The sequence below is a fragment of the Bradyrhizobium genosp. A genome, from assembly GCF_049949275.1.
Taxonomy (GTDB): Bacteria; Pseudomonadota; Alphaproteobacteria; order Rhizobiales; family Xanthobacteraceae; genus Bradyrhizobium.
This window is the reverse complement of sequence record NZ_CP188196.1, coordinates 1,872,918-1,894,733: the sequence shown is the minus strand read 5'-3', so window position 1 is coordinate 1,894,733 and position 21,816 is coordinate 1,872,918. Positions and strand designations below refer to the sequence as shown.

General features: G+C 64.9%; 22 protein-coding genes. 8 read left to right on the top strand and 14 right to left on the bottom strand.

Annotated elements, in window-relative coordinates; translation table 11 throughout:
• Window positions 1–115 precede the first annotated feature (115 nt).
• From ACP2YP_RS08840 to ACP2YP_RS08830, 3 genes are all read left to right on the top strand, one after another.
• Window positions 116–280: a hypothetical protein gene (locus ACP2YP_RS08840; protein ID WP_426423701.1), complete on the top strand. Its 165-nt coding sequence runs from the start codon at window positions 116–118 to the stop codon at window positions 278–280.
• A 229-nt stretch (window positions 281–509) separates the two neighbouring features.
• A complete protein-coding gene (locus ACP2YP_RS08835) occupies window positions 510–1,241 on the top strand; it encodes a 4'-phosphopantetheinyl transferase family protein (RefSeq protein WP_426423700.1) in 732 nt (243 codons plus the stop codon).
• Window positions 1,238–2,218, top strand: a complete 981-nt coding sequence (locus tag ACP2YP_RS08830) for an LLM class flavin-dependent oxidoreductase (RefSeq protein WP_426423699.1) — start codon at window positions 1,238–1,240, stop codon at window positions 2,216–2,218. Before ACP2YP_RS08835 ends, ACP2YP_RS08830 begins: the two co-directional genes overlap by 4 nt.
• Window positions 2,219–2,364: 146 nt before the next feature.
• Here the strand turns inward: ACP2YP_RS08830 and ACP2YP_RS08825 are convergent, their stop codons facing one another.
• From ACP2YP_RS08825 to ACP2YP_RS08815, 3 genes are all read right to left on the bottom strand, one after another.
• Window positions 2,365–3,390, bottom strand: coding sequence for a histone deacetylase family protein (locus tag ACP2YP_RS08825; RefSeq protein ID WP_426423697.1), 1,026 nt, complete (start codon window positions 3,388–3,390; stop codon window positions 2,365–2,367).
• Window positions 3,391–3,520: 130 nt separating this feature from the next.
• On the bottom strand, window positions 3,521–4,462 hold the full coding sequence (locus tag ACP2YP_RS08820) for an SMP-30/gluconolactonase/LRE family protein (protein WP_426423695.1): 942 nt from the start codon (window positions 4,460–4,462) through the stop codon (window positions 3,521–3,523).
• A complete protein-coding gene (locus tag ACP2YP_RS08815; protein WP_426423694.1) occupies window positions 4,419–6,494 on the bottom strand; it encodes a PQQ-dependent sugar dehydrogenase in 2,076 nt (691 codons plus the stop codon). Before ACP2YP_RS08815 ends, ACP2YP_RS08820 begins: the two co-directional genes overlap by 44 nt.
• Before the next feature lie 209 nt (window positions 6,495–6,703).
• On the opposite strand from ACP2YP_RS08815, the gene ACP2YP_RS08810 reads away from it, so the two are divergent.
• Both ACP2YP_RS08810 and ACP2YP_RS08805 read left to right on the top strand, forming a co-directional pair.
• Window positions 6,704–6,937: a DUF6894 family protein gene (locus ACP2YP_RS08810; protein WP_426423692.1), complete on the top strand. Its 234-nt coding sequence runs from the start codon at window positions 6,704–6,706 to the stop codon at window positions 6,935–6,937.
• A 9-nt stretch (window positions 6,938–6,946) separates the two neighbouring features.
• Complete coding sequence (locus ACP2YP_RS08805) at window positions 6,947–7,123, top strand: hypothetical protein (RefSeq protein ID WP_426423690.1); 177 nt, start codon at window positions 6,947–6,949, stop codon at window positions 7,121–7,123.
• Window positions 7,124–7,306: 183 nt separating this feature from the next.
• Here the strand turns inward: ACP2YP_RS08805 and ACP2YP_RS08800 are convergent, their stop codons facing one another.
• Window positions 7,307–8,080 (bottom strand): enoyl-CoA hydratase-related protein, encoded by a 774-nt coding sequence (locus ACP2YP_RS08800; protein WP_426423689.1) that lies wholly within the window; start codon window positions 8,078–8,080, stop codon window positions 7,307–7,309.
• Window positions 8,081–8,220: 140 nt separating this feature from the next.
• Between ACP2YP_RS08800 and ACP2YP_RS08795 the strand changes: the two genes are divergently transcribed.
• Window positions 8,221–9,810 carry a gamma-glutamyltransferase family protein gene (locus ACP2YP_RS08795; RefSeq protein WP_426423687.1) on the top strand — a complete coding sequence of 530 codons (1,590 nt, stop codon included), beginning with the start codon at window positions 8,221–8,223 and terminating at the stop codon, window positions 9,808–9,810.
• Window positions 9,811–10,008: 198 nt separating this feature from the next.
• On the opposite strand, the gene ACP2YP_RS08790 is transcribed toward ACP2YP_RS08795, so the two are convergent.
• From ACP2YP_RS08790 to ACP2YP_RS08770, 5 genes are read right to left on the bottom strand one after another with little or no spacing between them, the layout of a single operon-like run.
• Window positions 10,009–11,292: an NAD(P)/FAD-dependent oxidoreductase gene (locus ACP2YP_RS08790; RefSeq protein ID WP_426423686.1), complete on the bottom strand. Its 1,284-nt coding sequence runs from the start codon at window positions 11,290–11,292 to the stop codon at window positions 10,009–10,011.
• A 13-nt stretch (window positions 11,293–11,305) separates the two neighbouring features.
• Window positions 11,306–12,037 (bottom strand): amino acid ABC transporter ATP-binding protein, encoded by a 732-nt coding sequence (locus tag ACP2YP_RS08785; RefSeq protein WP_426423684.1) that lies wholly within the window; start codon window positions 12,035–12,037, stop codon window positions 11,306–11,308.
• A complete protein-coding gene (locus tag ACP2YP_RS08780) occupies window positions 12,034–12,687 on the bottom strand; it encodes an amino acid ABC transporter permease (protein WP_426423682.1) in 654 nt (217 codons plus the stop codon). Before ACP2YP_RS08780 ends, ACP2YP_RS08785 begins: the two co-directional genes overlap by 4 nt.
• 25 nt (window positions 12,688–12,712) lie before the next feature.
• Window positions 12,713–13,471, bottom strand: a complete 759-nt coding sequence (locus tag ACP2YP_RS08775; protein WP_426423681.1) for an ABC transporter substrate-binding protein — start codon at window positions 13,469–13,471, stop codon at window positions 12,713–12,715.
• Window positions 13,468–13,734, bottom strand: coding sequence for a hypothetical protein (locus ACP2YP_RS08770; RefSeq protein WP_426426485.1), 267 nt, complete (start codon window positions 13,732–13,734; stop codon window positions 13,468–13,470). The genes ACP2YP_RS08775 and ACP2YP_RS08770 overlap by 4 nt, the downstream gene beginning before the upstream one ends.
• Between ACP2YP_RS08770 and ACP2YP_RS08765 the strand changes: the two genes are divergently transcribed.
• Window positions 13,652–14,302: a helix-turn-helix domain-containing protein gene (locus ACP2YP_RS08765; protein WP_426423679.1), complete on the top strand. Its 651-nt coding sequence runs from the start codon at window positions 13,652–13,654 to the stop codon at window positions 14,300–14,302. The genes ACP2YP_RS08770 and ACP2YP_RS08765 overlap by 83 nt on opposite strands.
• 156 nt (window positions 14,303–14,458) lie before the next feature.
• On the opposite strand, the gene ACP2YP_RS08760 is transcribed toward ACP2YP_RS08765, so the two are convergent.
• Together ACP2YP_RS08760 and ACP2YP_RS08755 are read right to left on the bottom strand one after the other, a co-directional pair.
• Window positions 14,459–15,724 (bottom strand): D-amino acid dehydrogenase, encoded by a 1,266-nt coding sequence (locus ACP2YP_RS08760; RefSeq protein ID WP_426423678.1) that lies wholly within the window; start codon window positions 15,722–15,724, stop codon window positions 14,459–14,461.
• Window positions 15,725–15,794: 70 nt separating this feature from the next.
• On the bottom strand, window positions 15,795–17,123 hold the full coding sequence (locus tag ACP2YP_RS08755; protein WP_426423677.1) for an aspartate aminotransferase family protein: 1,329 nt from the start codon (window positions 17,121–17,123) through the stop codon (window positions 15,795–15,797).
• Window positions 17,124–17,272: 149 nt separating this feature from the next.
• Between ACP2YP_RS08755 and ACP2YP_RS08750 the strand changes: the two genes are divergently transcribed.
• Window positions 17,273–17,821 (top strand): cupin domain-containing protein, encoded by a 549-nt coding sequence (locus ACP2YP_RS08750; protein ID WP_275512342.1) that lies wholly within the window; start codon window positions 17,273–17,275, stop codon window positions 17,819–17,821.
• A gap of 37 nt (window positions 17,822–17,858) precedes the next feature.
• Here ACP2YP_RS08750 and ACP2YP_RS08745 read toward each other — a convergent pair whose 3' ends face one another.
• From ACP2YP_RS08745 to ACP2YP_RS08735, 3 genes are read right to left on the bottom strand one after another with little or no spacing between them, the layout of a single operon-like run.
• Window positions 17,859–20,120, bottom strand: coding sequence for a xanthine dehydrogenase family protein molybdopterin-binding subunit (locus tag ACP2YP_RS08745; protein WP_426423675.1), 2,262 nt, complete (start codon window positions 20,118–20,120; stop codon window positions 17,859–17,861).
• Entirely contained in the window at window positions 20,113–21,168 is a 1,056-nt protein-coding gene (locus ACP2YP_RS08740) for an FAD binding domain-containing protein (protein WP_426423674.1), read from the bottom strand. The genes ACP2YP_RS08745 and ACP2YP_RS08740 overlap by 8 nt, the downstream gene beginning before the upstream one ends.
• Window positions 21,165–21,662, bottom strand: coding sequence for a (2Fe-2S)-binding protein (locus ACP2YP_RS08735; RefSeq protein ID WP_148753302.1), 498 nt, complete (start codon window positions 21,660–21,662; stop codon window positions 21,165–21,167). The genes ACP2YP_RS08740 and ACP2YP_RS08735 overlap by 4 nt, the downstream gene beginning before the upstream one ends.
• Between the last annotated feature and the right edge of the window lie 154 nt (window positions 21,663–21,816).

Genomic DNA, 21,816 nt, shown 5'->3' with positions numbered 1-21,816 from the left:
TCGCTCGCCAAAGCTGTGAATGATCAAGTTGCATCTTGATTATTTGGCGCCAGCGCGCAAGATTATTCCCGCGTTTTGATTTGGACTATTATTTTCAACCGGGGGAGTGCTTATTATGGGTTTCATCAAATTTACCAAGGGTACCTCGCTGAGCGACAAGGACCGCAAGTCGCTTCAGAAGCTTCTTACCGACGAGAAGAAGAAGCTCCAGGCCGCTCTGAAGGACGTCGACGCCAGCCTTTCCATGCTGGGCGGCAAAAAGGCCAAGAAGAAAAAGTAAGACTCGTCGGCCGGGACGCCGCACGAATCTTCAAATTCATTTCCAAATTTTGGCCGCTCGCCTGTCGAGTTGGGGTCTCGCACAAGCTTGCGCCTGTAAACCGGCCAGCAATCGACAAGAATTTGCCCGGGTGGACCGCTAGAAGCGGTCTGCTCAGTTGCTTCCTGCTCGGTTGATTCTTTCGGTCAGGGCCGGATTTGGCCTCCGCCTGACGCTATGGGCCCAATTGATGGCAGACGACGAAATTGAACTGTTTGTCGGACTGATCGAGAGCATCGACACGCCGGGCGCGGTCGAAGCCTGCCGGCGGCTGCTCTCGGTCGATGAACGGATACGCGCCGACCGCTTCATGTTGGAGCGGCATCAGCGGCAATATATCTTCGCGCATGCGATGTTGCGCCTGGCGCTGTCGCACGCGGCCCCCGAGGTCGAACCGACCAACTGGTCGTTTTCGACCGGCCGCTACGGGCGGCCCTTTGTCGCGGCGCCGGCGACTTCGAGGGCACTGCATTTCAGCCTGTCCCATGCCGACGGCTGCGTGGCTTGCGTCGTGTCGAAGCACGAGACCGTCGGCGTCGACGTCGAGACGGTGTCGCGGCGCGTCGCGCCACTCTCCACCGCGCTTCGCTTCTTTGCGCCGGAAGAGGTCGAGACGCTGCGCGGCCTGCCGGAGCCGGCCGCCATCGAGCGCTTCTTCGACTATTGGACGCTGAAGGAAGCCTATCTGAAAGCCAGGGGTTTTGGACTCAACCTGCCGCTCGACGCATTCGCGATGCAGGTCTCGCGGGAGGCGATCGAAATCAGCTTCAAGCCCGATATCTCCGACGATCCCGCGGGCTGGCGCTTCTCGCTGTGCTCGCCATCGCCCTCGCATCGCCTGGCGATCGCCGACGGCTCCCGTGCGGCCGGCGGCCTTCGCATCACCCGCAATGCCTGGCCGCTGCAGGAAGCGGCGGAATGATGCCGGCGCGGCTGCGCGTCTTTCCCGCAATTTCGCGCAACCGCGATCCCAAGAAATATGTCGGCGAGCTGATACGGGTGGCGGAGTTCGCCGACCGCAACGGTTTCGAAGGCATTTTGCTGTTCGAAGGCAATGACGTCTTCGTCGAGCCCTGGGCCATGGCCCAGCACATCATCGCGGCAACGATGCGATCCTCGCCGCTGATCGCCGTCAATCCGGTCTACATGCACCCGTTCACGGCCGCGAAGTTCGTCTCGTCGTTTGCGCAGCTCTACGGCCGTAAAGTTCATCTCAACATGATCACGGGAACCGCGATCAGCGATTTGCAGGGGCTGGGCGACGAGCAGTCGCATGCCGACCGCTATGTCCGGCTCGGCGAGTTCGTCGCGATCGTGCGCCAATTGCTTTCGAGCTCGCGCCCGGTCGATGTCGAGGGCCGGTTCTATCGTGCCAGCAATTTGCAATTGCGGCCACGCTTGCCGGCCGAGCTGATGCCGGAATTCCTGATCGCAGGCCAGTCGGAGGCGGCGCAGCGCGTCGCAGCGGAGACCGGTTGCATCAAGATGCAGATGCTGCCGCCCGACCTCGATCGCGGTCTCAATGCCCCCGGAATGAATTTTGGCATCTTCGCGCGCGAGAACGGAGAAGAAGCGCGGCAGGCGGCGAAGCTCCGCTTCCGCGACAACCCTGATGACCGCGAGCTGCTCGCACTCACGGTGGAGAACTCGGATTCCGTCTGGAAGCGGCGGCTATATGAAGGCCAGAGCGGCGAGCTCGCCGATAATGGCTATTGGCTGCTGCCGTACCTCACCTTCCAGGCCGACTGCCCCTATCTCGTCGGCAGCTATGCCGAGATCGGCGCGAAGCTGAAGGAGTTTGCCGCGAAGGGCCTCACCACGATCATGCTCGACATGGTCGCGGACGAGACCGAGATGCAGCACGTCTGCAACGCGCTCAGGGCGAGCGGGATGTTTTGAGCACTGATGCCGCCGAGCCAATCACTCTCCCTCATGCAAGGTTGCATCCACGTCGTCATTGCGAGCGCAGCGAAGCAATCCAGAGTCGTCGCGAGGAAAGATTCTGGATTGCTTCGCTACGCTCGCAATGACGAGAATGACGAACCTCACCTTGCCTCTTCGAATCCCGCCAGCACCGAGGTCAGGTTCGCGCCGAGGATATCCGAGAGATAACCGCCTTCCTGCACGAACACGGTCGGCAGGCCCATCTTCGCGATGGCCTGGCCGATGCGGCGGAAGCCGGGCGTGGTGACGGCAAGGCCCTTCAGCGGATCGTGCTCGGAGGCGTCGAGGCCGAGCGCGATCACGAGCGCGCCGGGCGCAAAGGACTCGATCGCCTTGCGCGCGACATCCATCGCCCGGATATAGCCGTCATCGCCGGTGCCGATCGCCAGGGGGATGTTGAGATTGGTGCCGAGGCCGGGACCCTCGCCGCGCTCATGGGCATAGCCCCACACGTAGGGATAATACGCGATCGGATCGGCGTGAATCGAGACCGTATAGACATCCGGCCGCGCATAGAAAATTCCTTGCGTGCCGTTGCCATGATGGACGTCGACGTCGAGGATCACGACGCGCTCGTGCTTGAGCCGCAGATGCGCGGCCGCGATCGCGCTGTTGTTGAGGAAGCAGAAGCCACCGGCCATGTCGCGATAGGCGTGATGGCCGGGCGGACGGCATAGCGCATAGGCCGCGTCCTCGCCGTCCATCACCATCTGCGCCGCGGTGACCGCAACATCCGTCGCCGCGCAGGCCGCGGCCCAGGTGCCCGGGCCGATCGGAGCGGCGGTGTCGGCGGTGTGCCAGCCGAGTCGGCCTACGATATGCGTCGGATAGGTCGCGGCATGGCGCACGGGATGAATGTTGCCGATCATCTCCAGACCGGAATCGCCGAGCGCCGTCCAGGCATCCCAGGCTTCACTCAGGAACGACAGATATTCGGGACTGTGAATGCGCGCGCGCGGGCCTTGGCCGAACTTGGTCGGCTCGACCAGTTGATGCTTGCCGTCCTTCAGGCCTTTGAGCAGGCGATCGGCGCGCTCGGGCTGTTCGGTGGTGCGCTTGACGATGCCGCGGACCAGGAAGAATTGCGGATCGTGGCTGCGGTGCAGTTCGGTATGGACGGCTTTCACTCAACACTCCGTGGTCGCGTGCTCTTTAACGATGCCACAGAATGTCTAAATCCCGGCGGCGGCCAGATGCAAGCAAGAAGAGTGCCGCCTTCGCGCTGCGGCTCTGCGTCAAGAGCAGCCTTTGACGAGCCTAGCAACGGCCCCGCTGGAGACAGTGCTCGCGGCCCTGCTGGTCCGTGCGGAACGATTCGATAAAGCCGCCCTGACGCTGGGTGACGAAGACGGTCTTGCCGTCGCTGCCGCCGAAGGCGAGGTTGGTCGGCTCTTTGCCCTTCAGCGCGATCTCGCGCTCGACCGCGCCATTGGGCTTCATCAGCGCGATCGTCCCCTTGAGAATGCGCGCGACGTAGAGGCGGCCGGTGACATCGGTGCGCAGGCCATCGATGGTGTCGGGCTGGAATGCCTTGACGAGCTTTGCGTCGGTGAGCTCGTTGCCGCGGATAGTGTAGGACCAGACCTGTCCATTGCTGGATTCACCGACATAGAGCGTCTTGCCGTCAGGGCCGAGATCGATGCCGTTGGTGGTGCCCATCGCGCGCGGCGCCGGCATGATTTGTCCCTGCACCGATCCGTCGGCCGCTTTCGCAATGCGCCAGATGTGGCCTTCCCGGCCCTTCCAGTTCGGATCGCTCGCATAGATCGTGCCATCGCGGGCGATGGTGATGTCGTTGGGCTGGTTCATCTCGTCGGAGTGAAACCAGACGCTGGGTTCGATGCCGCCCTTCGGGATCGCAAAGATGTTGTGCTTCTTGTAGTCGGCGATGAACATCGTGCCGCTGCGATCGAAGCGGATGGCGTTGCCGACGCTGCCCTCGGGGAGCGCCGTGAAGGCTTCCGACGCCGCACCGCCCGCGGGCAATCGGCCGATGGTGCCGGGCTTGCCGAAATTGACCACGAAGAGGTTGCCATCGAGATCGGCGGCGGGCCCTTCGATGCCGAACGTATATTCGCTGGCCGGCGTCACCTGCACGCTTTCGAACAGCTTCGTCTCGGCTGCGACGAGCGGCGTGGCGACGACGAGCAGGATGCTACTGCACAGGCACCAGAAATTCCTGCCGAATGAAATAGCCATCGTCGTCGCTGCACTCGCCATTCAAATAAGGATCGGCCGCCCGGAAGAATCGGCTGAAGCCCGGTTTGTCTACAGCGTTCCTTTGTGTCACGACAACGACCTTGGCGGCCGGTATTTCGCCGCATTCCTTGTTCGCCTTGCCATAAAACTTGCGCTGCGGCAGGCCGAGCTTGATGCGCATCCGCGTCCCCGGAACCATCTTGGCAACAAGCAGATCCACAGTCGTGAGCAGCGCCGCATAACCGGGCTCGGTTTTCGGCAGGCTCTCGCCGCCCGGCGGCATCAGCTTCTCCGCGCCAATGCCGCGCAGCCGCGTGCGCAGCTTGCCGGACTCCGGATCGCCCGGATAGATCCAGCCATCCTGCGACAGCATGAACCTCAGCACGGTCGCGTCCTTGTCGCCGTCCAACTGTCCCGTCTTCAGGCCAAAATCGGAGTGGCAGCCGATGCAGTGCTTTTCGACGAGGTTTTTGCGCAGCGTGGTGAGCCGGATCTTGTTTTGCGCATCCTTGGCGACGAAGGCGGCGAGCTGGTCGATCAGCGCTTCGCTGCGCGTGTCGCAGGGCAGCGGCGGCGGTGGATCGCCCGCGGCGCGATCGATGCGGATGATCGTCTGGTTCTTGTCCTCGACCAGCCAGATCGCACCGTCCTCTGCGACCGTCATGCCGACCGGCGCGCCTTGCGGCCGCGCACCATTGACGCGGTGCCAGCCGGCGATCAACTCCTCGAACGGCGCGGCGGCGACATCTCCGGCGTCGGTCTGAAAATTGTGGGTCGGATCGGCCGCACAACTGACGTGGTAGCGCACCGGCGCCGGGGCGGGCTTCGGGAAACCGTGGTCGTCGACGTCGTAGACGACGACGCGGCTGCCGGTCGGGCGATAACCGTGCAGGCCGACCAGCAGCTTGCCTTCGAACTCCGGAAATTTAGCGCCGTGATAATACAGCATCGCCAGCGGCGCACCGTGGGGCGGCAGCAGCGAGAACGGCGCCTTATAGGGCGCGTTGCTCGTGCAAAGCGATTTGTAGACGCCGGATTGCAGCACGCTTCTGAACTCGGGGCTCGGCGTCGACAGGTCATAACAATAGGGCCAGCCATAATGCCTGCCCTGCTCGATCGCATTGATCTCCTCGTTCGGCTTGAAGATATCGGGCAGATCGCGGCCGTTCTCGCCTTGCAGGAACGCGTAGCCGGCATCGGGAAAGTTCGGATGCAGCGCCAGCGCCATCGAATTGCGCAAGCCCCGCGCGTAAACCGCATGTGGCGGATCCGGATCGTTCGGCTTTAACGCCGGGAAGACGCCGCCTGACGGCGGCGTGAACAGCCAGATCGCAGCCATGGCGGAAGGACCTTCAGCCGGCGCACAAGGCCGCGTGATCGGCGCCGGCGTGATGCAGTCGTCGCTGTGGGCGCCGACATTGACGAACAGCCGCCCATTGCGATCGAACACGAACTGCTTGAGCGGGTGCGCGCTCTCATCGAGCCTGGTGCCGTCAGGCAGCGTGATGCGGCGGCCCGGCATGTGACGGATGATGGTCTCGACCGTGCCGCGCGGATTGTCCGCGAGCGGATCGAAGCGGAAGATGGTCTCGGCGGTCGAAGCGTAGAGCTTCTTGTCCGGACCGATGACGAGGCCGAACGGATATTCGACCCCGGTCAGGAGCTCCTTGAACCGCTGGCCGCTGGTGGCGTGGGGATCGAGCAGCAGCAGCCGGCCATCGGTATGGCCCCAGCCGCCCATATCGGCGACCACGAACAGGTCACGACCGGGCACCTGGATGATCGACCGCGGAAATTTCAGATGGTCCTCTTCGCTGGCGACGAGGCCGGCACAAAAACCGGCCTTCATGTCGATCTGGATCTTGGGAAAGGCGAGATCGCCGCTACCGCACGTCTCCGTTCCCACCGCGTAGCCGCTTTTCCTCACGGGATCGGACGCGGCCAGTGGACCAAAGCCGAGCAGGACCGCCGCGAAGGCGGCGACACCCACGCACAAGCTTCCGCGTCCACCCTGAAATGTGAGCTGATTCACAGCGGCCTCTCCCCGGCTTTCGGCCGAGAGTTGTTCCACGCCGCTTTGGCGACGTCCAGTTGAACATCACCCCCCTGTGATCAAACCCACAGGGCTCTTCGTGCCGACCAATCCCCGTAGATTCCCTTACCGGGCTTGGCCCGAATATTTTTCGCTCTCCCCGGATGGTATCGATATGCCGTCCAAATCGCTTTCCAGAGGAGGCGTGTATGGTTCAGATGTATTTCCACTGCTCGAATGCCGATGGCACGCTGATCGATCGTTACGGCACGGCAGTCGCCAACCTGACCGAGGCGCGCGACCGCGCCGCCCAGATCATGCGCTCGATGATCGAGACGCCCGGCGCCGAGGATTGGCGCGATTGGGTGATCCATATCAGCGACGACGATGGCGAGGAGATCTTCGATCTCCCCTTCACTGCCATGCTCGGCAAGCCGCATTGAGGTGATGCCATGCTGTTGGCTTCTTTGACCCTGTTACGCCAGCCCTTCGCCTTCGTCGCCACCAAATGGCAGAAGCTGGTGCGGATCGCAGGCAATCCCTATCGCCCCGAGCTCCACTACATGCGCGGCCCGGGTCCGAAATGGCACGCCAAATATCAGGCTAGCCGGCTGAACCGCGGGCTCTGAGCCTAGCGCCTTCGCTGCTTTCCAACTGATCGGTCTCTCAACTCGTCATGCCCGGGCTTGTCCCGCCTGCGCGGCCGAGGCCGCTTCGACGAGGCGAAGGCCCGGGCATCCACGTCTTTGTCTCTAGCGCGGAAGAACGTGGATGGCCGGGACAAGCCCGGCCACGACGGCGCGGAGACAGGGTCACCGCCCCGTAAATTTCGCCTTGCGCTTCTCGACGAAGGCCTTGCGGCCTTCGATCGCATCGGCGCTTGTGCGGATCGTGGCTTGAAGCTCGATCTCGCGGCGAAACTGCGCCTCGTAGCTTGCGTGCTCGCTCTCCTCGACCAGCGCGCGGGTCGCGACCAGAGCGCGGGTCGGGCCATCGGCGAGACGGCGTGCCAACGTCAACGCCTCCTCCATCAGCTTCGCGTCGTCGACGACCTGCCGCACCAGACCGATCTCCTGCGCCCGCTCGGCCGTGAGCGCCTCGTTCAGCAGCATCAGTTCGAGCGCGCGCTGTCGGCCGATCAGCCGTGGCAGCAGCCAGGTCGAGCCGAGATCGGGCACCAGCGCGATACGGCTGAACACCTGGATGAAGCTCGCCGACCGCGCCGCAACAATCATGTCGCCGGCCATCGCCAGACTGAAGCCGCCGCCGGCCGCAACGCCGTTGACGGCAACGACGACAGGCACGCGGCATTCGCGTAGCGCCTTGAAGGCCGGCCAGTAGAAGCGCATCACGCCGGCCGCGAGGTCGTCGCCCAACGCTCCGGCTGCCTTCAAATTCTGTCCTGAGCAAAAACCACGCCCCGCGCCGGTGAGGACCAGCGCGCGGACCTCCTCATCCCCAGTCGTCTCGGCGACCGCGGCGGCAAGCGCGCCGAGCAGATCGGGCGTCATCGCGTTCAGGCTTGCCGGGTCGTCGAGCGTCAAAATCCCGACGGCGCCATCCCGCGCCTGTTTCACACCTGCCATGTCGCGCCTTCCTTTCGATGTTCTCGTTGACGGCAATGTGCCATTCTTCGCGCGCTCCGCCAATTGCGGAGCTTCGACGTCAGCGCAACGAAGCCAAGACAACTGACAAGACAACCGACCAGACAAGCACAAGCGACATCATGCCTCATCAGTTCAGCCTCAACCAAACCGTCCGCAAACCCGCCGTCACGTCCAGGGGCGGCATTGTCGCGTCGCAATCGCGGCGGGCGGCCGAGGTCGGAGCGCAGGTGCTGGCAGCGGGCGGCGATTGCGTCGACGCGATCGTGGCAACCACTTTTGCGCTGAACGTTCTGGAGCCCTGGAACAGTGGCATCGGCGGCGGCGGCGCGATGGTGCTCTACCGCGCCACGGAAAATCGCTACGAGGTGATCGACTACGGCATGTGCGCCCCGCAGAGCCTGCGCGCCGCCGATTATCCCATCACTGGAGAACGCACAGCTTCCGACCTGTTCCCCTGGCCGCGGGTGAAGGGCGATCGCAACGTTCACGGTCCCGGCGCGATCGCCGTGCCAGGTGTCGTCGCCGGCATGGAGGAGGCGCACCGCCGACACGCCAGGATGTCGTGGAAAGATCTGGTTGCTCCGGCGGTGGCGCTCGCCGGCGAGGGCCTGCTGGCGGACTGGTGGACCACACTGACGATCGCGGGTTCGGCGGCAGATCTCCGGCGCTATCCCGCGAGCGCGGCTGCATTTCTGAAGGACGGCCTGCCGCCGAGCCCGCCCTGGAGCATCGAGGCCGAGACGCGGCTGCCGCTGGACACGTTGAAGGCGACGCTCGCGCACCTCGCCGAAGCCGGTCCGCGCGACTTCTACCAGGGCGACCTCGCCAGGAGCATCGCATCCGACATCGGGGCTGACGGCGGCTCGCTGTCGGTCGAGGATCTCGCCGCGTTCCGCAGCCATTTGCGCGAGCCGCTGGCGATCCCCTATCGTGACGGCAAGGTCTATGCGACGCCCGAGCTTACGGCCGGCCCGACCATGGCGCATGCGCTGCGTCTGTTGCAGCAGAGTCTGAAGCCGGCGGGCGCGCCGGACGCTGCCGCCTATGTCGAATATGCGCTCGCCTTGCAGGCGGCTTTCCGCGAGCGGCTCAAGGACATGGGCGATGCCGACGGCAAGCGCTCGCTCGGCGCCGAATATCTCGCGCCCGCCTGCACCACGCATTTCTCGGTCGTCGACCGTCACGGCAACATCGCTGCGGTGACGCAGACGCTGCTCTCGTCGTTCGGCTCGAAATATGTGACGCCGCACAGCGGCATCGCCATGAACAACGGCATCATGTGGTTCGACCCGACACCCGGCACCACCAATTCGCTCGCGCCCGGCAAGCGCTGCCTCTGCAACTACACGCCTGTCATCGCCGAGACCAAGGACGGCAAGCGCCTCGCGGTCGGTGCGTCCGGCGGCCGCCGCATCCTGCCGTCGGTGATGCAGCTCGTCTCCTTTGCGATGGATTTCGACATGGGCCTCGATGCCGCCATCCATCAACCCCGCATCGATTGCAGTGAAGGCGCGATCGTACTCGGCGACACGCGGCTGCCGGCGGATGCACGCAAGGCGCTTGCCGCACGCTTCGACTACAAGGAAACGCCGGTGCAGACGCTGCCGCAAAAGTTCGCTTGCCCGAGCGTGGTGATGCGCGACGGCGACATCAATTCCGGCGCAGTCGAGATCTTCCAGCCCTGGGCCGACGCGGTGGCGGAAGGCTGATTAAGGAAACGCGATCGGGCCAGGGGCACTGCTGCACCTCTCCCGCTTGCGGGAGAGGTCGACGCGCTCGCAGAGCGCGGGTGAGGGCTTTCTCCTCTTGGGGGTTCCTCACAGCGGAGACACCCTCTCCCCAGCCCTCTCCCGCAAGCGGGAGAGGGAGCGCACCTGCCCTGTGGCCCGATCACATCTGAACGCGCTCTAAATCCCCAGCCTATCTCGAACACGGCCGGCAATCACCGCCGTCGTCACGCCGACCGGCCAGAACGCATGCATCGGGATCGGCGTGATGCCGGTGACGGGCATATCGATCTCCGCCTTGGCACCACCAATCAAGCGGCGCGCGAGCTGCGCGCCCATTGCGGTCGAGAGCGCGACGCCGCGGCCGTTGCAACCGAGCGAGATCAGGATGCTCTCCGCGGGCTCATGCACATGCGGATAATGGTCCTTGGTGATCGCGAGCCGGCTGTTCCAGCCATGGGTCCAGGCGACACCCTTGAGCTGCGGCCATAGCCGCTCGGCGTAGCGGATGAGATAGGCGACGTCGTTCGGCGAGCTGATCCAGCGCATCGGGCCGCGGCCGCCCATCAACAGGCGGTTCTGCTGATCGATGCGGTAATAGACCGTGATGTGGCCGCTTTCGTAGAGCACCGGGCGCGTCGGCATGATCGAGCGGGCAATGTCGTCCGAAAGCGGCGCGGTGGCAGCGATCGACGAAAACACCGGCACGATGGTGCGGCGAAGCGCAGGCCAGAGATCGTCGGTGAAACCGTTGGTGGCGAGCAACACCTTGTCGGCATGCACGACCGCGCGCGGCGTTTCGATGCGCCAGCGGCTGCCATCGCGACGCAGTGACAGCGCCGGCGTCTCGCCGTGGACCTTCGCGCCCGTCGAGATCGCGGCTCGCGCGAGGCCGCGGGCGTAGCTGAGCGGATGCAGGTCGCCACCGCGGGTGTCCAGCATGGCGCCGATATAGCGATCGGTGCCGGTCATCTCGCGCAACTGCTCGCGGTTCAGATACGACACCGGCATACCGCGGCGGATGCATTGCTGCGCGGTCCTTTCGATCGCTGCGGCACTGGCCTCGTTATAGGCCGCGCGCAACGTTCCGTTTTGCCGGGCTTCGCAGGGGATCTGATAGCGGCGGATCAAATCGTGCGTGAAGTTTGTGGTGCCATAGGAGAACGCGATCATGCGGCGGCCGAGCTCGGCGCCGAAATCAGCCTCGATCTGATCGGGATCGTGCTTCAGGCCGGGATTGGTGTGGCCGCCATTGTTGCCCGACGCGCCCCAGCCCGGCTCCTGCGCCTCCAGCACCAGCGCCTCGACACCCTGCTCCGCCAGATGCAGCGCCGTGGAAAGCCCCGTATAGCCGCCGCCGACGATCGCGACGGAAACATTCTTGTCCGCATCGAGCGGCGGCGTATCCACTGGCGCGACGGCGGTGTCGGCATAAAGCGAGGGCGGCAGAGGCAGGCGCGTCATTATAAAAGTCCGGTCAAAGCGGATGCAGCACGCGGCGCAAAAAGTCCTGCGTGCGCGGATGCTGGGGTTGGTTGAGCAGCGTTTTCGCCGGCCCCTGCTCGACGATGACGCCGCCGTCGATGAAGAGCACACGGTCGGCGACGTCGCGGGCAAAGCCCATCTCGTGGGTGACGACGACCATGGTCATGCCGTCGTCGGCGAGCTTGCGCATCACGCCGAGGACGTCGCCGACGAGCTCCGGATCGAGCGCCGAAGTCGGCTCGTCGAACAGGATGGCCTTGGGCTGCATCGCCAGCGCACGCGCGATCGCGACGCGTTGCTGCTGGCCGCCGGAAAGCTGCGGCGGATGCACGTCCGCTTTCTCGGCAAGCCCAACGCGAGCGAGCAGCGCGCGTCCGCGCTCGTATACCTGGGCGCGCGGCTCCCTCTTCACGAACAGCGGCCCCTCGATGACGTTCTCCAGCACTGTCCGATGCGGGAACAAATTGAAGCGCTGGAACACCATCGAAACTTGCGTGCGGATGTTCACGATCGACGGCGCATCGCGGTCGACCTTCAGGCCCTCGACGCTGATCTCGCCGCGGTCGTAGCTTTCGAGCCCGTTGATGCAGCGCAGGATGGTCGATTTGCCCGAGCCGGACGGCCCGATGATGCAGACCACCTCGCCCTTCTCGACCTTCGCCGTGATGCCCTTGAGCACCTCGACCTTGCCAAAGCTCTTGTGGACGTCGCTGAGCTCGATCATTTCTTGCCCGCCCGCTTCTCGAAGTGACGGACCAGCAGGATCAGCGGAATGCTCATGGTGAGATACATCAACGCCACCATCGTAAAGACGTTGGTGTTCTTGAAGGTCGAGGACGCGATCAGCTTGCCTTGAAGGGCGAGCTCGGCGACTGTGATGGTCGAGGCTTGGGAAGAGTCCTTCAGCATCATGATCATGACGTTGCCGTAGGGCGGCAGCACGATACGGACCGCTTGCGGCAGCACCACGCGGCGCATGGTGAGCCACCAGCCCATGCCGATCGACTGCGCCGCCTCGATCTGACCCTTGTCGATGGCCTCGATGCCGGCGCGGAAGTTTTCAGCCTGATAGGCCGAATAGGCAATGCCGAGACCGAGGATCGCGGCCTGTAGCGCCGACAACGTGACGCCGAGATCCGGCATCACGAAGTAGAGGTAGAACAAGAGCACGATGATCGGGATGCCGCGGATCACGTTGATCAGGCTGGCGCTGAGCATCGACAGCGCCTTGATGCCGGAGACCCGCATCATCGCCCAGATCAGGCCGAGCACCGTCGAGAGCAGCAGCGAGCCGATGGTGACGACGATCGTCAGCGCGACGCCGCTCATCAGGATCGGGAAGAACTCGACGACGTCGTGCCAGAAGCCTTTCATCGGGCAGCCTTCGATGACCCTCTCATCAGCCCTGGGCCTTCAGGCCCCACTTGCCGAGAATCTTTTCGATGGTGCCGTTGGCCTTGAGCTTCGCGAGCGACGCGTTGATCTTGCCGAGCAGTGCGCTCTCACCCTTGCGCACGCCGATGCCGACGGAGCCGACAGTGACGGGCTTGTAGCCGTCGACGAGGCGCACCTCGGGGAAGCCGCCCTGCTTCAGATTGTAGGCGAGGATCGGATAGTCGGCGTAACCAGCCTTGAGACGGCCGGTGTTCACGTCGCGCAGGATGTCCGGAATGGTGTCGTAGGCCTTGACGTCGGCGAACAGGCCGGACTTCTTCAGCGCATCGACGAAGGCGGTGCCGACCTGGGCGCCGACCGTCTCGCCCTTCAGATCGTCCTGCGTGGCATAGGCCTTGGTATCGCTCTTCGGCACGACCAGGCCTTCGCCATAGGTGTAGATCGGGTCGGAGAAATCGACGACCTCCTTGCGCGGCGCGGTGATGAACATCGCGGCCGCGATGATGTCGATCTTGCTAGAGGTCAGCGACGGGATCAGCGCCGAAAACTGCATCGGCTCGATCTGCACGCTGAAGCCGGCATCCTTGCCGATTTCAGTGACGAGATCGACCATGATGCCCTGGATGGTGTTGGTCTTGGTGTCGAGGAAGGTGAAGGGGATGCCCGTCGGCGTCGAGCCGACCTTCAGCACCTGCTGCGCCGACGCCGGCACGATGGCCGCAAGTGCAAGCGCCGCGACCGCGGCCAGACCAAAACGCTTCATCGCATCCCCCTTTGGGTCCCGGCCAGTGGCGGCGCTCGCACGTCGTGATCGCAGACGTTGCGGACCGAGCCGTTTCGGCCTATTTTCACCAATATGAAAATTTGGTCACACTTTCGCGGATGACGCAAGCGGTTTTCATGCACATGAAGGAAGCGGTTTGACGTGAGCGGTGGCAAAAGAATGCGCAAACCGGCCGCCGCAAAGCCGGCCAGGAAGGTCAGGAGCGGCAGGAAGGTGACCGCGAAGCCGGCGGAGCCTGCCATGGACGTCGCGGTCGGCCGCCGCATCCGCGATCTCCGCCGTGTCAGGCAGTTCTCGCTCGAGACGGTCGCCGCGCGCACGGATCTGTCGATCGGCTTCCTCAGCCAGATCGAGCGCGGCCTGTCGTCGCCGTCACTGCGCGTGCTGGCCACGCTTTCCGACGTGCTCGGCGTCGGCATCGCCGCGCTGTTCGGCGCAAACCCGAGCGCCGACGGCGCATCCGATCAGGTCGTGACGCGTGGGTCGCAGCGGCCCGAACTCAAACTCTGGCGCACCGGCGTCTCAAAACAATTGCTGAGCCCTGCGAGCGCCGACAACAAGCTCAATTTGTTCCTGGTGCATCTGGAGCCTGGCGGCTCGACGGGCGACGAGCTCTACACCCATGACGGCGAAGAGGCTGGCCTGGTGCTCGAAGGCGAGATGTTGCTGACGGTGGACAGCGAGACATGGTCGCTCAAGACCGGCGACAGCTTTCGGTTCGCGAGCCGAAGGCCGCACCGGTTTTCCAATCCGGCGCTGGATGCGAAGGCCGTGGTGCTGTGGGTGAATTGCGTGACGGGGACGGGGTAGCTGCTTTTCCCTCTCCCCGTTCTTACGGGGAGAGGGTCAGGGTGAGGGGCTCTTTCCACGCAGGCGGTGACCGACGGACTCGCGGAGGCTCCCCCTCACCCGGAATTTGCTCTGCAAATTCCGGCCTCTCCCCGCACGCGGGGAGAGGCAAAGAAATCACCCAAACCGGTGCGCGTAGCGATCCACTGTCAGCGCGCTCACATCCACCTCCGGCTTCTTGCCCGACAGCATGTCCGCGAGCACACGCCCCGAACCGCAGGACATGGTCCAGCCGAGCGTGCCGTGACCGGTGTTGAGGTGAAGATTGGCATATTGCGTCGGGCCGATCACGGGCGGGCCGTCCGGCGTCATCGGGCGCAGGCCGCTCCAGAACGTCGCCTTGGAGAGATCGCCGCCGCGCGGAAACAGATCAGTCAGGGAGTGATCGAGCGTGGCGCGCCGGGCATCGTACAGCTTGGTCGAGAAGCCCGAGATTTCGGCGGTGCCACCGACGCGGATGCGACTTCCCAGGCGCGTGATCGCGACCTTGTAGCTCTCGTCCATCACGGTTGATTCCGGCGCGCCGGAGGCGTCCTTGATCGGGACCGTGATCGAATAGCCCTTCACCGGATAGACCGGCAGCGAGATGCCGAGCGGCGCGACGAGCCGCGACGACCAGCTTCCGAGCGCGAGCACGTAGCTGTCTGCCTGCAACATCCCGGCGCTGGTTGCGACACCGTTGACGCGCGTGCCGTCGGTGACGATGCGGTCGATGCCGGTGTTGAACATGAAACGCACGCCGAGCGCTTCGGCATGCTTGGCCAGCGCCTGCGTGAACATGTGGCAGTCGCCGGTTTCGTCCTGCGGCAGACGAAGCCCGCCGGCAAACTTTTCCTTGACGCCGGCAAGCGCCGGCTCGACCGCGATGCAGCCCTCGCGGCTCAGCACCTCGAAAGGCACGCCATATTGCTTGAGTACAGCAATGTCTTCGCCGGTGCCGTCGAGCTGCGCCTGGTAGCGGAACAGCTGGAGCGTGCCCCGCGAGCGCTCGTCATATTGAATGCCGATGTCGCGGCGCAGATCGCGCAGGCAATCGCGGCTGTATTCCGCGATCGGAATCATCCGGCTCTTGTTGACCGCATAGCGCGCGCTGGTGCAGTTGCGCAGCATCTTGAGCAGCCAGACCCACATCACCGGGTCGAGCTTCGGCCGGACCACCAACGGGCCGTGCTTCATCAACAGCCACTTGACCGCCTTCACCGGCACGCCGGGGCCGGCCCATGGCGAGGAGTAGCCGGGCGACACTTCGCCGGCATTGGCAAAAGAGGTCTCCAGCGCCGGCTCGGGCTGACGGTCGACGACCGTTACTTCGTGGCCGGCACGGGCGAGGTAGTAGGCAGAGGTGACACCGATGACACCGCTGCCGAGGATCAAAACTTTCACGCTTGGTCAAACTCCCGCGGCATCACGCGCGCCGCTGCAAGGAAACAACTCGCAACGGCGAGAGCAATTATCAGGCCACCCGCTTGATGGCATCGCCCAGGATCGACACAATGTCGTCGATGTGGCTCTTCTCGACGATCAGGGGCGGCGACAGCGCGAAGGAGTCGCCGCTCATGCGGAAGTACAGCCCGCGATTGAAGCAGTCGACCATGACGTCGTAACCACGCGCACCGACCGTGCCGTCGCGGGGCGACAGCTCGACCGCACCCATCAGACCGCAATTGCGGATGTCGACCACGTTCGGCAGGCCTTTGAGCGAATGCAGCGCATCGCGCCAGTATTCGGCCATCGTCGCACCGCGCGTGAGCAGGCCTTCGTCCTTGTAGATGTCGAGCGTCGCGATACCCGCGGCGCAGGCGGTCGGATGCGCGGAATAAGTGTAGCCGTGGAACAGCTCCATCTGATTCTCCGGGCCGACCATCATGCCATCGTGAATCTTGCGGCTCGCGAACACCGCGCCGCAGGGAATGGCGCCGTTGGTGATGCCCTTGGCCGTCGTCATCAGATCCGGCGTGACGCCGAAGAAGTTCGCGGCGAACGGCGTACCGAGGCGGCCGAAGCCGGTGATGACCTCGTCGAAGATCAGGAGGATGCCGTGCTTGTCGCAGATCGCGCGCAGGCGCTGCAGATAGCCCTTCGGCGGCGGCAGCACCGCGGTCGAACCCGGCACCGGCTCGACGATGACGGCGGCGATGGTCTCGGCGCCGTGCAACGCGACCAGACGCTCGAGATCGTCGGCAAGCTCGGCGCCATGCTCCGGCTGATCCTTGGCGAAGGCGTTGCGGGTCAGATCATGCGTGTGGCGGATGTGGTCGACGCCCGGCAGCAGCGTGGCGAAGGCGCGACGGTTGGCGACCATGCCGCCGACCGAGGTGCCGCCGAAGCCGACGCCGTGATAGCCGCGCTCGCGGCCGATCAGGCGGGTGCGGCTCGACTGGCCGTTGGCGCGATGATAGGCGAGCGCGATCTTCAGCGCGGTGTCGACCGATTCAGAGCCGGAGTTGGTGAAGAAGATGCGGTCGAGGCCCTCGGGCGCGATCTCGGCGAGACGCTCGGCGAAATCGAACGCCAGCGGATGGCCCATCTGGAAGGTCGGCGCGAAGTCCAGCGTCATCAGCTGCCGCTCGACGGCGGCGGCGATCTGCTTGCGGCCGTGGCCGGCATTGACGCACCAGAGGCCGGCGGAGCCGTCGATCACCTTGCGGCCGTCGACGGTGGTGTAGTGCATGCCCTCGGCCGAGGAGAACAGGCGCGGCGCCTTCTTGAACTGACGGTTGGCCGTGAACGGCATCCAGAACGAGTCGGTCTTGATCGTGTTCGGAATCTGATGAAGGGTCACGGGCCACGCTCCTTTGCTGACGGCGTAGCAGAGGCACGGCTTCGATAGGACAACAAGTCCTTTTCTGATGACCTGCAAGCCATTGATTTCACTGGGGCAGCCGGTCCATATTTGCGCGATTCGCAACACCTGCAACAGGGGCCAGGGGCATGAGCGTCGACATCGGTGGACGGCTGCGATTCATCCGGGCGCGCCACAAGCTGTCGCAGCGTGAGCTCGCCAAGCGCGCCGGCGTCACCAATTCGACGATTTCGCTGATCGAATCCAACCAGATGAACCCGTCGGTCGGCGCGCTGAAGCGCATCCTCGACGGCATCCCGATGGGGCTCGCCGAGTTCTTTGCGCTGGAGCCGGAGAGCAGGCGCAAGATCTTCTACCGCGCCGAAGAGCTCACCGAGGTCGGCAAGAAGCCGATCTCGTATCGGCAAGTCGGCGACAATCTGTTCGGCCGAACCCTGCAAATCTTGAAGGAGCGCTACGAGCCCGGCAGCGACACCGGCCGCGTGCATCTCGTTCATGACGGCGAGGAGGGCGGCATCGTGATCTCGGGCAAGCTCGAAGTCACCGTCGAGGACGAGCGGCGGATCCTCAATCCAGGCGATGCCTATTATTTCGAGAGCCGCCGTCCGCATCGCTTCCGCTGCGTCGGTGGCAAGCCGTGCGAAGTGATCTCGGCCTGTACGCCGCCGACGTTCTGAAGCGGCGGAGCGAGGAGATCCCGCCCCGCCCTTTACCTCAAAGCCCCGGCAACAGCTCCTCGATCCTGATCGGAAAACGGCGCACCCGCACGCCGGTCGCATGCCAGACCGCATTGGCGACCGCGCCGGCGCTGCCGGTGATGCCGATCTCGCCGACGCCCTTGATGCCGAGCGCATTGACGTGCGGATCGTGCTCCTCGACCGTGATCACATCGAGCGGCGGCACGTCGGCATTCACCGGGATATGGTACTCGCCGAGATTGGCGTTCATGATCCGGCCGCTGCGGCGGTCGGTGATGGCTTCCTCGTACAGCGCAAAGGACATGCCCCAGATCATGCCGCCGAACAGCTGGCTCTTCACCAGATGCGGGTTGACGATGCGCCCTGCCGCGAAGGCGCCGACCATGCGGGTGACGCGGATCTGGCCGAGTTCGGGATCGACCTTCACCTCCGCGAACACCGCGCCATGGGCATGCATGGCGTACTCCTCCATCGCCGCCGGATTCGGCGCACCGGTGCCGCGAGCCTCGACCTCGGCGACGCCGGCGCGCGCGAGGATCTCGGTGTAGCTCTCGCTGCGGCTCTCGTCGTCGCGCCGGATCAACCGGCCATCGCGCGCGATCACGCCGGCATTGCCGGCGCCGAACAGCGGCGAGCGCTCGTCCTTGGTGGCGAGATCGGCGAGTTTTGCGATCACGGCAGCGCCGGCGCTGTGGATCGCAGCACCGGCGGTTGCCGTGTGCGCCGAGCCTCCGGCGATGCCGGCATCAGGCAGGTCGGACGTTCCGGCCTTGAACGTGACGCGATCGATATCGAGCCCGACGGCATCGGCTGCGATCTGGGCCAGCGCCGTCCAGGCGCCCTGGCCCATGTCATGCGCGCCGATCTCCATCGCGCCGGTGCCGTCACGGCGGATCGCGGCGCGCGCCTCGGCCTGGAACATCAGCGCCGGGAACGTCGCGGTGCCCATGCCCCAGCCAACCAGCAGGCCGGCATCGTCGCGCATCTGCCGCGGCTGGAGCGAGCGCTTCGACCAACCGAAGCGTTCCGCACCTTGATCGTAGCAGGCGCGCAACGCTTTGGACGAGAACGGCTTGCCGGTGATCGGCTCGACCTCGGCGTAGTTCTTCAGCCGGAAGGCCAGCGGATCCATACCGCAAGCCCAGGCTATCTCGTCGATCGCGCTTTCGAGTGCAATCGAGCCCGTCGCCTCGCCCGGCGCACGCATGAACAATGGCGTGCCGGTATTGACGCGCACGGCGTCGTGCGAGGTGCGGATCGCGGGCGCCGCATAGAGCGTGTGCGAGGCGTCGGCGGCCGGCTCGTAGAAATCGTCGAACGTGCTCGACACCGTCCTTGCATGGTGATCGAGCGCGGTCAGGCGGCCCTCACCGTCGGCGCCGATGCGCAAGCGCTGACGCGTCGGCGCGCGATGGCCGACCGGGCCATACATCTGCTCACGCCGCAGCACGAGCTTGACCGGCTTGCCGACCAGCTTTGCGGCCATCAGGCCGAGCACGGGAGGACCGCCCATGAGCCCCTTGGAGCCAAAACCGCCGCCGAGGAATGGGCTGCGGATGTGGATCTTGTCCGGTGCGATCCCGAACAATTCGGCGATGCGCCCCAGCGACAGCATCAGGCCCTGGGTCGGCATGTCGACCGACAGATTGTCGCCGTCCCAATGGGCGACGATCGCGTGCGGCTCCATGGCGTTGTGATATTGCGGCGGGGTCTCGTAGACAGCCTCGATCCGCTTGTCCGCGGCGGCAAGGCCTGCCTCGACGTCGCCGCGATGGTTTTCGGTGGGGTTACCGACACCAACGACGGGCGGCACAAAACTTTCGCCGGCATCGAGCCCAACGAGCGCAGGCAGCGTCTCATAGCGCGGCGCCAGCAGCACCGCGCCTTCGGTCGCGGCCTCGAGCGTCTCGGCGATCACGACGGCGATGGGCTGGTTGGCGTAGCGGACCTCGTTGCTCTGCAACACCTCCATCCGGAACACGAACGGATTGGTCTTGATTTCAGGATCAATCGCGAGCTGCGGCTTATGGTCCGGCGTCATGATTTCGACAACGCCGGGATGACGCTTGGCCGCCGCGACATCGAGCGAGGTCACGCGGCCATGCGCGATGCTGGACACGGCCATCACCGCAAACAGCATGCCGGGCGGATGATTGTCGGCGGCGTAGGTCGCCTGCCCCCTGACCTTGAGCACGCCGTCGCGGCGGGTCAGCGGCTGGCCGATGCTCGAGCCGTGGCGGAGATGGGCGGGAGCGCTGGTGAGATTGAGCTCAGGCATGGATGGCTCCAGACGTCGAAGCAAAGGGGGAAGCCGGCAGCGCGGGGATACGCGCGGGCGTACCGGCAGCGGCAAGGGTCAGCGCGCGCACGACAATGCGGCGCGCCAATTCGATCTTGTAGGCGTTGTCGCCGGACGGCTTTGCGTCGGTGAGCGCGCGCCAGGCGGCCTCCCGGAAGGCATCTGCCGTTGGTGCGACGCCGCTGAGCACATCCTCCGCGGCGCGGGCGCGCCAGGGCTTTGGGGCGACGCCGCCAAGCGCAAGCCGCGCCTCTGCGACCTTGCCGTTCTCAATCCGCAGCGCCGCCGCAGCCGAGACGACGGCAAACGCGTAGGACGTACGCTCGCGAACCTTGAGATAGCGCGTATGCGCGGCAAAACCACGCGCCGCGGGCGGCAGACGTACCGCGACGATGAGATCGCTGGGCTCAAGCGCGGACTCGCGCTCGGGCGTATTTCCTGGCAGGCGATGCAGTTCGTCGAGCGTGATCTCGCGACGACCGTTCCTGCCTTCGATCTCGACGATGGCGTCGAGCGCGACCAAAGGCACGCAGAAGTCAGACGGATTCGTCGCAATGCAGCTTTCGCTCCAGCCAAGCACCGCGTGCGTCCGGTTCTCGCCTTCGCGGGCGTCGCAGCCGCTGCCGACCTCGCGCTTGTTGCAACGGCTGGCGGTGTCGTAGAAATATGCGCAACGGGTCCGTTGCAGCAGATTGCCGCCCACGGTTGCTGCGTTGCGCAGTTGCGCCGATGCGCCGGAGAGCAGCGCTTCTGCCACGGCCGGATACGACTTCGCGAACTCCGAGTCATGCGCGAGATCGGCATTGCTGACGAGCGCACCGATCCGCAACGACCCGTCGGCGAGGCGTTCGACCTGATCGAGGCCATCGAGATGCGTGACGTCGACGAGCCGATCCGGACGGCTGACGCCGCTCTTCATCAGATCGAGCAGATTGGTGCCGGCCGCAAGATAGGTCGCGCCCGGCTGGGCGGCGGCGGCGACGGCTTCAGCGACCGTGGCGGGCCTGACATAATCGAACTGTTTCATGCGGAGCGCCTCTGGTTGGATTCGTCGGCACCGGCCTGCGCCTCCAGCACGGCATCGACGATGCCGGCATAGGCGCCGCAGCGGCAGAGATTGCCGCTCATGCATTCGCGGATGCGTTCGGGATCATTGCCGGCCTGGGCTTCCTGCATCATGCCGATGGCGCTCATGATCTGGCCGGGCGTGCAGAAGCCGCACTGAAATCCGTCATGGGCGATGAAGGCCGCCTGGACCGGATGAAGCTGGTCGCCGCGCGCAACGCCCTCGATGGTGAGGATGTCGGCGCCGTCATGGCTGATGGCGAGTGCGAGGCAGGAATTGATGCGCTTGCCGTCGACGAGAATGGTGCAGGCGCCGCACTGGCCGCGGTCGCATCCCTTCTTGGTTCCGGTGAGATGGAGGCGCTCACGCAGGAGATCGAGCAGCGTGACGCGCGGATCGTCGAGGACGAAATCGCGCCGCGCACCGTTCACGGTGAGGCTGATGGAGTGGTTCATACAAGGCTCCGATCAGATATGGACATGGCTCATCGCTCAGCGCACCACCGCCGTGGCCGCCGTCGATATCGCGCCGCCCGGACACATTCCGGGCCGGCACCCAGCGAAGATACGGAGGCACCCTCCGCTTAACAAGGGCCGTCGAAAAATATTT